The sequence below is a fragment of the Flavobacterium branchiophilum NBRC 15030 = ATCC 35035 genome, from assembly GCF_002217205.1.
Taxonomy (GTDB): Bacteria; Bacteroidota; Bacteroidia; order Flavobacteriales; family Flavobacteriaceae; genus Flavobacterium; species Flavobacterium branchiophilum.
Window position 1 is genome coordinate 1 of the sequence record NZ_MUGT01000021.1, and the last position, 11,366, is coordinate 11,366.

At 35.5% G+C, this 11,366-nt stretch carries 8 protein-coding genes and 1 CRISPR repeat array; of the genes, 4 read left to right on the plus strand and 4 right to left on the minus strand.

What is annotated here, in order from left to right; translation table 11 throughout:
• Positions 1–46 precede the first annotated feature (46 nt).
• Positions 47–1,289: direct repeats of the CRISPR family, unit length 36 nt; unit sequence GTTTAAAACCACTTTAAAATTTCTACTATTGTAGAT.
• A gap of 241 nt (positions 1,290–1,530) precedes the next feature.
• Positions 1,531–3,075, minus strand: coding sequence for a hypothetical protein (locus B0A58_RS02995; protein WP_014085041.1), 1,545 nt, complete (start codon positions 3,073–3,075; stop codon positions 1,531–1,533).
• 152 nt (positions 3,076–3,227) lie between these two features.
• Here B0A58_RS02995 and B0A58_RS03000 point away from each other — a divergent pair, with 152 nt between their 5' ends.
• Genes B0A58_RS03000 through leuB form a run of 4 tightly spaced genes read left to right on the plus strand, consistent with a single transcriptional unit; the run spans position 3,228 to position 7,522 of the window.
• The gene (locus B0A58_RS03000) at positions 3,228–4,394 is read left to right on the plus strand and encodes a 2-isopropylmalate synthase (protein WP_014085042.1); all 1,167 of its coding nucleotides are present in this window, start codon (positions 3,228–3,230) and stop codon (positions 4,392–4,394) included.
• Between the two features lie 9 nt (positions 4,395–4,403).
• The gene (leuC, locus tag B0A58_RS03005; protein WP_089079825.1) at positions 4,404–5,783 is read left to right on the plus strand and encodes a 3-isopropylmalate dehydratase large subunit; all 1,380 of its coding nucleotides are present in this window, start codon (positions 4,404–4,406) and stop codon (positions 5,781–5,783) included.
• 7 nt (positions 5,784–5,790) lie between these two features.
• Positions 5,791–6,375, plus strand: coding sequence for a 3-isopropylmalate dehydratase small subunit (leuD, locus tag B0A58_RS03010; protein WP_089079828.1), 585 nt, complete (start codon positions 5,791–5,793; stop codon positions 6,373–6,375).
• A gap of 25 nt (positions 6,376–6,400) precedes the next feature.
• Positions 6,401–7,522 (plus strand): 3-isopropylmalate dehydrogenase, encoded by a 1,122-nt coding sequence (gene leuB, locus B0A58_RS03015; RefSeq protein ID WP_014085045.1) that lies wholly within the window; start codon positions 6,401–6,403, stop codon positions 7,520–7,522.
• Positions 7,523–7,836: 314 nt separating this feature from the next.
• Here leuB and B0A58_RS03020 read toward each other — a convergent pair whose 3' ends face one another.
• The 3 genes from B0A58_RS03020 to B0A58_RS03030 form a co-directional block, all read right to left on the minus strand.
• The gene (locus tag B0A58_RS03020; RefSeq protein WP_089079826.1) at positions 7,837–8,319 is read right to left on the minus strand and encodes a DUF1761 domain-containing protein; all 483 of its coding nucleotides are present in this window, start codon (positions 8,317–8,319) and stop codon (positions 7,837–7,839) included.
• A 129-nt stretch (positions 8,320–8,448) separates the two neighbouring features.
• Entirely contained in the window at positions 8,449–9,753 is a 1,305-nt protein-coding gene (locus B0A58_RS03025) for an NAD(P)/FAD-dependent oxidoreductase (RefSeq protein WP_089079829.1), read from the minus strand.
• Between the two features lie 124 nt (positions 9,754–9,877).
• Complete coding sequence (locus tag B0A58_RS03030) at positions 9,878–11,329, minus strand: SusD/RagB family nutrient-binding outer membrane lipoprotein (protein ID WP_089079827.1); 1,452 nt, start codon at positions 11,327–11,329, stop codon at positions 9,878–9,880.
• Between the last annotated feature and the right edge of the window lie 37 nt (positions 11,330–11,366).

Here is an 11,366-nt window from a genome sequence, read left to right on the forward strand (position 1 = left end):
TTTCTACTATTGTAGATTTCTCATGTTTTATTTATTTTTTAAAAAAGTTTAAAACCACTTTAAAATTTCTACTATTGTAGATTGGTACCGACACTCACGGAATAAAAAGTTTAAAACCACTTTAAAATTTCTACTATTGTAGATGTTGATCTTGCCACTTCAACGAATTAAGTTTAAAACCACTTTAAAATTTCTACTATTGTAGATGTCAATTGGCTATAATGTTTAAATTGAAGTTTAAAACCACTTTAAAATTTCTACTATTGTAGATGCTGGGTATCACGGTTGGGTAAAAACTAGTTTAAAACCACTTTAAAATTTCTACTATTGTAGATACGTTATTAAAATGTTTGCAGGAATTTTGTTTAAAACCACTTTAAAATTTCTACTATTGTAGATCGTTAGCTTCAATCACATTTCCTTTGATGTTTAAAACCACTTTAAAATTTCTACTATTGTAGATGGATGGTGTACTTTTAGCATATCTTCTTGTTTAAAACCACTTTAAAATTTCTACTATTGTAGATTAGTTGAAAACGTTGCTAAAGTGAATTATGTTTAAAACCACTTTAAAATTTCTACTATTGTAGATAATTGTGTGTACTGGACTACGCTCATTGTTTAAAACCACTTTAAAATTTCTACTATTGTAGATTCCCCTGCAATTTCTCGGAACTTTCTCGGTTTAAAACCACTTTAAAATTTCTACTATTGTAGATCTCTTGGATGAATGCTTGTTTTTTTAGTTTAAAACCACTTTAAAATTTCTACTATTGTAGATTGGCACATTTTACCAAAGAACCTTCGTGTTTAAAACCACTTTAAAATTTCTACTATTGTAGATGAGTTAAACTATTACAGTCCAACCAAGGTTTAAAACCACTTTAAAATTTCTACTATTGTAGATATAGTACAATACCTGTCGCTAAAGTTGAGTTTAAAACCACTTTAAAATTTCTACTATTGTAGATAATATCTATGGGCGGCCAGCATCAGACTGTTTAAAACCACTTTAAAATTTCTACTATTGTAGATCAAAAACAATTCAAAGATCATCTTGGAGTTTAAAACCACTTTAAAATTTCTACTATTGTAGATAAACGCCTTTGTAAGTGAAATTAGCATCGGTTTAAAACCACTTTAAAATTTCTACTATTGTAGATCTTGAAACTATACAGAACCTAAAAACGGTTTAAAACCACTTTAAAATTTCTACTATTGTAGATGTTGATGATGCTACGGGCAGGCATCACGTTTAAAACCACTTTAAAATTTCTACTATTGTAGTAGAAAATGCCACAGATGCACAGATGTTTTTTTTTAAATCTCGAATTTCTACTATGGGGTTGTGGTTGATGATTGGTGGTTTGTGGTTGATGGTTGATGGTTGATGGCTGATGGTTGATGGTTGTTGGTTGATGGTTGTTGGTTGATAGCTGAAACTTGAAACTTGAAACCTGAAACTTGAAACTTCTAACCTCTAACTTCTAACTTCTAACCTGAAACCAAAGAGTGCCGTCAAAAGTTTGGCTATCGGAGCCATTTTTTGGCTTTTTCTTGAATGATGGCGGCTACTGTTCTGTTTTCGATTTTGCTTTCGAGCCACGAAATGATGTCTAAATACAAAAAGGCTCTTTTTTCATAAGGGTGGTTTTCGTATTGCAACAATTGGGTGTGTAGTTTTTTAAACGCTGATTTGAGTTCGCTTGGGTATATTTTGTCTAAATTTTTCAAAAACTTGATCATTTCTTTCTGAACTTCGTGCAAATCGTTCATTTTGATCAAATATTTATAGGTGCTTTTCAATTGTACTTCCAAATGATAGTCCATTCCTGCTTCATAATGGGCCACAAGGCTCAAAACTCTTGCAAAACACATCAAATCTTCTCGGATAATTAGGTTTTTGTTGTCTATAATTTTTTTCAAATAGGCAATACACTTTTTATTATTGCCAATACCAAAATACAAACTAGCTATTTTGTAATAAAATACCATGATATGATGTTCGTCGAGGCGGTCTTCGTCTCGTTTGATTACCTTCAAAACTTCGTCCACCAAATACAATCCGCCCTCAAAATTGCCTTCCAAAAAATGCAAATTAAATTTGCTGTTATAATAGCATATTGTGTATAAAGAGTGGACATTGTCGTTTTTTGGAAAAGCATCAAGCTGAATGATGTGCTGCATTTGATCCAACACAATTTTCATATAGGTTTTATGTTTGATCAAATACAAACATTCCATCAAATAATTGTTGCCTTTGATGTACCAAACTGGGTTTAAAAAAATCATTTGTGGATTTTCTTTAAATAAATTAACCCATTTGTTGGCATATTTATAACATGCCAAAAAATCTTGAATCAAAAAACTATGCCACAAATGGGCTTTAAACAACCACAATTTTTCACGAAAACCCAACTCGTCAAACTGGTATTCGGGCATTCGGGCATTGAAATATTCTGTAATTTCTTTCATTTCAACATCGCTTTTGGCATAGCCCGTTTGCAGCATGATGCTATACAATTGTAAGGACAAGTTAGACAGTTTGCTGGCCATAACGTTTTGCATACTCAAGGTTTTGGCTTGTATGGTAAGTTCATCGGCACGGCCTGCTATACTTCTTGTAATGTATTGCGATTCAATAACTTTTTCTAATTCGATAATTTCATAGGCAATATTTTTTTCTTCGTGTTCTAGGGCTACCAACTTGGTTTTGTCTAAAATTTTCAAACTTTGTTTATACAAGCCTTTGTGGTACAAAATAGTGGCAAAATCCAGCTGCTCTCTGATTTGAATTCTGATATTTTGATTTACAGGATTCATCCTCAAACTGATTAATATTTGTTTATACAAATGGGCTTTCAGGTTTGAGAGTTGCATTTTGGTAACAATTTTACTTTTCAAAATTTCCTCTTCGTCATATTCTTTCATTTTATCCAAAAGATTGAAGAGTTGCAAAAACTTTGCATCAATATTGTCGCCCAAGCGATTGACATACAGTTTGAATTGTCTTTTTTCAGATTTAGAAAGCGAACAAATTAAAACAAATAAATTATCTTTTGAAGGGTTTGCCATCGTAAAAAAAGTTATTATAATATACTGATTATTAGTTATTTATATATTTTTTAAATCAATTAAACGCTGTAACATTGTTCATTAATTCGTTTCAAAGTTACAAAATTGTTATACATTCGTATCAAGAATCTAAATTTAAGATTAAAATTGATATGAATAATCAAAAAGTACAAATATTTGACACGACTTTACGAGACGGAGAGCAAGTGCCTGGATGTAAGCTTAATACAGATCAAAAATTGGTCATTGCCAGACAGTTAGAAGCCCTCGGAGTAGATGTTATAGAAGCAGGATTTCCCGTATCGAGTCCAGGCGATTTTAAGTCGGTAGAGGCCATTGCCAAAATGGTTCAAAATGCCACCGTTTGTGGATTGACAAGAGCCGTAAAAAACGACATCGAAGTAGCAGCACAAGCCCTCAAACATGCCAAAAAACCTCGCATCCACACCGGAATTGGTACTTCAGACTCTCATATCAAACACAAGTTCAATGCCTCGCAATCCGAAGTTATAGAGCGTGCTGCAGAAGCCGTTGCTTATGCAAAAACTTTTGTAGATGATGTAGAATTTTATGCCGAAGATGCCGGCAGAACCGACAACGAATTTTTAGCAAAAGTATGTTCGGAAGTTGTCAAAGCAGGAGCAACCGTATTGAATATTCCAGACACAACGGGCTATTGTTTGCCAGACGAATATGGGGCCAAAATCAAATATTTGACCCAACATGTATATAATGTTCAAAACGTTATTTTGTCCTGTCATTGCCACAACGATTTAGGTTTGGCCACGGCCAATTCTATTGCAGGTGTAGTAAATGGCGTTCGACAAATTGAATGTACAATCAACGGCATTGGCGAACGAGCAGGAAACACCTCGTTGGAAGAAGTAGTCATGATTCTTAAACAACACCCGTACTTGGGCTACGAAACCAATATCAATTCCAAATTGTTATATGAAACAAGCCGTTTGGTGTCTGAAAGTATGGGAATGTTTGTACAACCCAATAAAGCCATTGTAGGTGCCAATGCCTTTGCGCACAGCTCGGGTATTCATCAAGATGGGGTTATCAAAAACAGAGAAACTTACGAAATCATGAACCCACACGATGTGGGCGTTACAGCATCGGCCATTGTACTAACGGCCCGAAGTGGTAGAGCAGCATTGGCCTACAGAGCCAAATTGATTGGATATGAATTAACCAAATTACAACTCGACATTGTTTATAATGAATTCTTAAAACTGGCCGATACCAAAAAAGAAATCAAAGACGACGACGTACATTATTTAGTAGAAATTAGTAAAATTGGCATTTTAGCATAAATATTTTTAATGGAAAAGAAAACCTTATTTGATAAAGTTTGGGACAGCCACGTGGTTACCAAAGTGCCAAATGGCCCCGAAGTTTTATACATAGACCAACATTTAATACACGAAGTTACCAGTCCTCAAGCCTTTGCAGAATTGAGCGATAGAAATATTCCTATTTTCAGACCCCAACAAATTGTAGCAACTGCCGACCATAATGTAGCTACAAAAGACCAACATTTGCCAATAAAAGACGAATTGTCTCGAAATCAAGTGGCCATGCTTACCGAAAATTGTACCAAAAACAATATCACACTTTATGGTTTAGGACATCAATACCAAGGCATTGTTCACGTAATGGCTCCCGAACTTGGAATTACGCAACCTGGCATGACCATGGTTTGTGGCGACAGTCATACCTCTACTCACGGGGCTTTTGGTACCATTGCTTTTGGCATAGGTACTAGCCAAGTGGCTCAAGTGTTTGCAAGCCAATGTTTGTTATTAAACAAACCCAAAAGTCTTCGTGTCAATGTCAATGGTACTTTGGGCAAAGGGGTAACACCAAAAGATGTTATTTTATATATCATTTCAAAAATTGGCACCAACTCTGGAACAGGCTATTTTTGTGAATATGCAGGAAATGTTTTTAGAGAAATGAGTATGGAAGGCCGCATGACCGTATGCAATATGAGTATCGAAATGGGAGCTCGTGGAGGCATGATAGCCCCAGACGACACCACTTTTGAGTATCTAAAAGGACGCCAGTTTGCCCCTCAGGGTGAAGATTTTGACAAAAAAGTAGCTTATTGGAAAACACTTCCCACAGACGAAGGTGCCGTGTTTGACAAAGAATATGACTTTGATGCCACAGATATTGCCCCAATGGTTACTTATGGTACCAATCCGGGTATGGGTATCAAAATTACCGAAAATATTCCTGATTTAGACGATGCTTCTTTTCAAAAATCACTCGAATATATGGGGTTTTCAAAAGGAGAATCCTTAATCAACAAGCCCATCAACTACGTATTTATTGGTAGTTGTACCAATTCGAGAATAGAAGATTTTAGAATTGCAGCACAATATATCGAAGGCAAACAAAAAGCCCAAAATGTAAATGCCCTAATTGTCCCAGGCTCTCAACAAGTAGCCAAACAAATTATTGCCGAAGGGCTCGACAAAATTTTTGAAGCCGCTGGTTTTGAAATCAGACAAGCAGGCTGCTCTGCCTGTTTGGCCATGAACGACGACAAAATTCCATCGGGAGAGTATTGCGTTTCTACTTCTAATAGAAATTTTGAAGGCCGCCAAGGACAAGGTGCCAGAACCATTTTGGCCAGTCCATTAGTTGCAGCGGCAACTGCTATCGAAGGAAAAATTATTGACATTACCCAAAATTAAAAAACAGATGGAAAAATTTATAAAATTAAAATCAAAGGCTGTACCTTTACCTATCGAAAACATTGATACAGACCAAATTATACCAGCTCGTTTTCTAAAGGTAACAGACAAAGTAGGTTTTGGTAATCATTTATTCAAAGATTGGCGGTTTGACGATCATAACCAACCCATAACTTCATTCGTATTGAACAACAACGACTATTCGGGTGCCATTTTGGTTGCAGGAGACAATTTTGGGTGTGGCAGTAGCCGAGAACATGCCGCTTGGGCCCTAGCCGATTATGGGTTCAAAGTAGTGGTATCTAGCTATTTTGCCGATATTTTTAAAGGTAATGCCCTCAACAACGGCATTTTACCCATACTCGTTTCGCCAGATTTCCTAAAACAAATTTTCGATCATATTCAAGCAGATAGTCAAACCAACTTGATTGTTGATTTAGAAAACCAAGAAATTGCTATCGAAAACACCCCATTAAAAGAACCTTTTGAAATAGATCCTTATAAAAAAATATGTATGATCAATGGATTTGACGACATCGATTTTTTAATAAGCAAAAAAGCCGAAATAGAGGCTTTTGAAAAAAACAGATAACCTTTTTATATAAAAAATAGCCATCATGGAATTGAAAATCGCATTACTACCCGGAGACGGCATTGGCCCAGAAGTTACCAAACAGGCCGTCAAAATTTTAAAAGCTGTCGAAAAAGTTTTTGGACACCAATTTGTTTTTGAAGAAGCACACGTTGGTGCTATCGCCATAGACGAAACAGGCAACCCATTGCCAGAAACTACGTTAACGCTTTGCAAAAATTCAGACGCCGTACTTTTTGGAGCTATTGGCGACCCAAAATACGACAACAATCCAGATGCAAAAGTACGTCCAGAACAAGGATTACTCAAACTCCGAAAAGAATTAGGACTTTATGCCAATATCCGACCTATAAAAGCTTATGAAACCTTGCTCGAAAAATCGCCATTGAAAAAAAACATCATCGAAGGAACCGATATGTTGATTTATAGAGAACTTACAGGAGGTATCTATTTTGGAGCAAAAAAATTAAGCGAAGACGGAAAAACAGCGTCAGATTTATGCGAATACTCTCAATACGAAATTGAAAGAATTGCCCATTTAGCGTTCAAAGCAGCCCAAACCCGTCGCAAAAAATTAACTTTAGTGGACAAAGCCAACGTATTGGAATCTTCTCGTTTGTGGCGAAGAGTCGTAACCAATATTGCCACTACATATCCAGACGTAACCTTGGATTTCCTTTTTGTAGATAATGCAGCCATGCAAATGATTTTGAACCCAAGTCAATTCGACGTTATTCTGACAGAAAATATGTTTGGCGATATTATTTCCGACGAAGGAAGCGTCATTGGTGGTTCTATTGGCCTTTTAGCTTCTGCCTCTGTTGGCGACAAAAGTGCTTTATTTGAACCCATTCACGGATCGTATCCCCAAGCCAAAGGCAAAAACATAGCCAATCCTATTGCGGCCATCCTAAGTGCAGGCATGCTTTTAGATCATTTCGGACTATATAAAGAAGGTGAAAGTGTAAGAAAAGCCGTAGAAAACACACTCGAATTGAATATCGTAACTCCCGATTTGAATGTTGTACGCAATTTTGAAACGGACTATGTTGGCGATGCCATTGCCAACACCATTCTCAACAACGACCACACCAACGGCTACATCAACCACGAAAATATCAGTATCGGAAAATCCGTTTTTATATAAATTTTTGAGTTTTTATATGTGAAAAAGTTGCTTTCAAAAATACAGAGAGCAGCTTTTTTTTTTGCAACAAACCATTAGCTATCAAAACCCTATATTGGGCGTGTCCCTCCGTAAAAACTACGGGTCGGGCTATACGTTACAATCTTTTTTGCCCCAAAAAGAGGGGGCAAAAAAGGATTTCCACTGCTATCCCTCACGCAAACAACACCCCAACAAAAAAGAACATTCTAGCACATATAAAAAAAACCATTAAAAAAAGAAGTTCATTCAAACCTCCTTTCTTAATGGTTTACAATATAGTAAAACGTGGTCTATTAAGCCATAGCACAAATAATGCCACCCATAATCATACAAGTTACCACCCAATAACCTCCAGATACTAAAACATATTTCCAACTCCGACGCTCAAAATTGGCGCCTACGCCAATTACAGGCAGTGCAAAAAACAATCCTGTCATAAAGCCATGAAGTGCACCGTGTTTAAAAGTTCTAAAAGCCGTTTTATAATCGTTCATAAACGCAAAATAAGACGGAAGAGCTCCTTTTTCATTGCCTCCAATCATACCAAATGCCCCAAACTGATGTACTACAAGAAACTGTAATACAAATGCTATAAAAACAGCATAAACAAAAGCCATACCTAGTGTTACAACCATATTGACTGTTTTAATTTTCTCTTCAGTAACACCCGCTTCACGCATCCAAATTGTTCCAAAAACATTAGGATTATACCAAACAAAGCCCACCACCAACGACGAAAACGCTGCAATAAAAATGGCTACAAAATTCATTTCCATAATTTTTTATTTTTTAATTAGTTATTATCAATCAAAAATAATAATTTATTTTAAATATACAATAGTTTAAAATTCTTTTTATTCGATAAAACCCAAAGAATGAGACTATTATTAGATTTGCAAATCAATTTAAATTTCGTCGGAAGTAAAGGTTGTAAAACTTTTTTTCTTAAACGGGCGAATAATTAGCCTGCCTTCTCTATCAAATTTAATATAATTATAGACCCAATTCAAGAAAACAACGGCTCTATTTTTAAAACCAATTAACGAAAATAAATGAACAAACATCCAAACAAACCAAGCAAAAACACCATGAAAATGATAATGTGGCAAATCAACCACCGCTTTATTCCTGCCAATCGTTGCCATCGAACCTTTGTCATGATAATCAAATGGGGTCATGGCTTGTTTGGTCATGAGCTTGACGAGGTTGTCTCCCAACAACTGACCTTGTTGCATAGCCGGCTGGGCCATCATGGGATGCCCTTGAGGAAATAAGCTAGATTCCATCGAAGCAATATCGCCAATAGCAAATATGTTTTGGTAGCCCACCACCTGATTAAAGGAATTGACTCTTATCCTTTCGACCTTTTCAAGATACGCTTCGCTTGATAATCCCAATATTTTAGCTCCTTGAACACCCGCAGTCCAAATAACCGTTGCTGTTTCAAACGTAACGTCCGAATTGGTCAATACCGTTCTGCCATCATATTGGGTTACCCTTAGATTTTTCCATACCTGAACACCCAACTGTTTCAAAAAACCTTCCGCAGCTTCAGATGCCTTGTTGGTCATAGTATTGAGAATCCATGGGCCACTTTGAATGAGGTTGATTTGCATTTTCTGAATGTTTAAATCAGGATAATCTTTTTGTAAAATGGCTTTTTTCATTTCGGCCAAAGCCCCTGCTAGTTCCACACCCGTTGGCCCTGCTCCTACCAATACAAAATTCATCAGAGCTTCTCGCTCTAGCGGATCGTTTCTAAGCACTGCTTGTTCAAAATTTTCCAAAATCAAACTTCTAATATTGAGCGACTGTGGAATTGTTTTCATCGACATGGCATTACGTTCCATGTCTTTGTTGCCAAAAAAATTGGTTTTAGAACCCGTAGCAATAACCAAATAATCGAAAGACAGGGAGCCTATTTCGGTAATAATTGTTTGATTTGTTGTATCAATTTCTAAAACGGAAGTCAAACGAAAATAACAATCGGAAAAGTTTTGAATGATTTTTCTAATCGGATAAGCAATAGAACCCGCTTCGAGGCCGCCAGTAGCCACTTGATACATCAAAGGTTGAAAGTTGTGGTAATTATGTTTGTCAATAAGCACCACTTGAAAGGGTTTCTTGCGTAATTTTTTTACTAGAGCTATGCCAGCAAAACCAGCACCAATGATGACCACACGAGGTTTTGAGGAATTTGGTATATTCATATTTTGAAAATTGAAATACAAATTTACAAAACAAGACCCAATAAAGGGTTGAGAGATATAAAAAAAACCACCACTTTTGACAGTGATGGTTTTTTAAGTATGATAAAATTAAATTGTAATCGAATTAATTAACGTCCCAAAAGATTTTTGTTGTTAAGTTATCACCTCCAATAGCAGTCGCTGCTGCAGAAACACTAGCTGAATTTAAGGTTTGCTCTTTTGCTGGATAAGTAAATCTTGTAGGTACTTTAGGAAGTGAATTGTAAGCATTTGTAGGTGCTAATAAAGCGGGGAAATCTAGTCTTCTGAAAGAAGTCCAAGCCTCAAATCCTCTGTTATATAATGCTAACCATGCTTGTTCACCAATTTTTTGTTTCCAATTTCCAGTTGCAGTTGCATAATCAACGGTTGGTTGTGCTAAATAAGTTGTAATATCTGATGCAGCAACACCCCAATTTTGCATAGAAGCAGTAATTCCAGCATTGTAGTGCGTTGTTACAGTTCCTCCAACAGCTATTCCTCTTGCAACAGCTTCTGCTAATAAGAACTCAACTTCTGAATAATCAAAAATTGTTCCAGGGAAAGTAGCACTTAATAAAGTAGCGTTAATATGAGAATAATTAGCATAAGGACTTGAAAATCCATAAGTACCACCAATATAAGAGGTTGTACCTGATTTATAAGTAAAATATTTTGCTCTTCTTGGATCATTCAAAGTATTCATCTTATCTACCAAAGTGTTAGCAGGAACGAAATCAAATCGACCACTTGCTACTAAATCAACATACAAAGGATTAGTATTTGGTTGAGCAGATAAATAAGCAAGATTTGCATTTTCAGCATTACTAGAAATCAAACCGCTAGCAACTGCATTTAATACTTGAGTAGAAGCATAAGCATGATCTACATCGTCCATATTTAATGCCATTCTCAAAACTAAAGAATTTGCAAATTTTTTCCATTTATCTACATTACCCGCATATATCAAATCAGCAGAACCAAAACTTGATTGTCCTGAAGTAAAAGATGCAATATCAGTATTAATTTTAGATATTAAATCTTTATATATTGTTTTAGCGTCATCATAAGCAGGATTTGGAAAGTTTTCAATATTCAATGCTTGAGAATAAGGTACATTTCCAAAAGTATCAACAAGTAATGAAAAGGCATAAGCTATATGTAAGTCAACTAAAGCTTTTTTGTTTTTCAAAACTGCTACATCAGTAGGAGTCAAAGGATTTTCAGCATTTAATAATCCTTTAGCCTCTAACAAATCTCTAATAACATCTCTATATAAAATAGCAAAATGATTATCTGGAATTGTTCTGGTAAATACATTATATCTACTTTCATCTAAATAAGTAGTTTCAGTCCATTGTTGAGAGAATAGTCTAAATACATTGGTATTTACAGACGTATTTACTACTTGATCCACTAAAGCTTTTTGAGCATTTGTAAACAAAAACTCTGCTTTTGTTGTGGTTGGGTTTTTTACATCAATGTTTTGATTTGTTATGTCATCAGAACAAGACCATGCAAAAACCGATAATGTTATTAATAAAAATATCTTTTTCATCGTATTAAAATTTTAATGTTTCGAGTTATTTACATAA

What these genes read in the sequence shown, in the direction of transcription:
- B0A58_RS02995 (WP_014085041.1), bottom strand. Translation starts at nt 3,075, where the DNA reads ATGGCAAACCCTTCAAAAGATAATTTATTTGTTTTAATTTGTTCGCTT.
- B0A58_RS03000 (WP_014085042.1), top strand. Translation starts at nt 3,228, where the DNA reads ATGAATAATCAAAAAGTACAAATATTTGACACGACTTTACGAGACGGA.
- leuC (WP_089079825.1), top strand. Translation starts at nt 4,404, where the DNA reads ATGGAAAAGAAAACCTTATTTGATAAAGTTTGGGACAGCCACGTGGTT.
- leuD (WP_089079828.1), top strand. Translation starts at nt 5,791, where the DNA reads ATGGAAAAATTTATAAAATTAAAATCAAAGGCTGTACCTTTACCTATC.
- leuB (WP_014085045.1), top strand. Translation starts at nt 6,401, where the DNA reads ATGGAATTGAAAATCGCATTACTACCCGGAGACGGCATTGGCCCAGAA.
- B0A58_RS03020 (WP_089079826.1), bottom strand. Translation starts at nt 8,319, where the DNA reads ATGGAAATGAATTTTGTAGCCATTTTTATTGCAGCGTTTTCGTCGTTG.
- B0A58_RS03025 (WP_089079829.1), bottom strand. Translation starts at nt 9,753, where the DNA reads ATGAATATACCAAATTCCTCAAAACCTCGTGTGGTCATCATTGGTGCT.
- B0A58_RS03030 (WP_089079827.1), bottom strand. Translation starts at nt 11,329, where the DNA reads ATGAAAAAGATATTTTTATTAATAACATTATCGGTTTTTGCATGGTCT.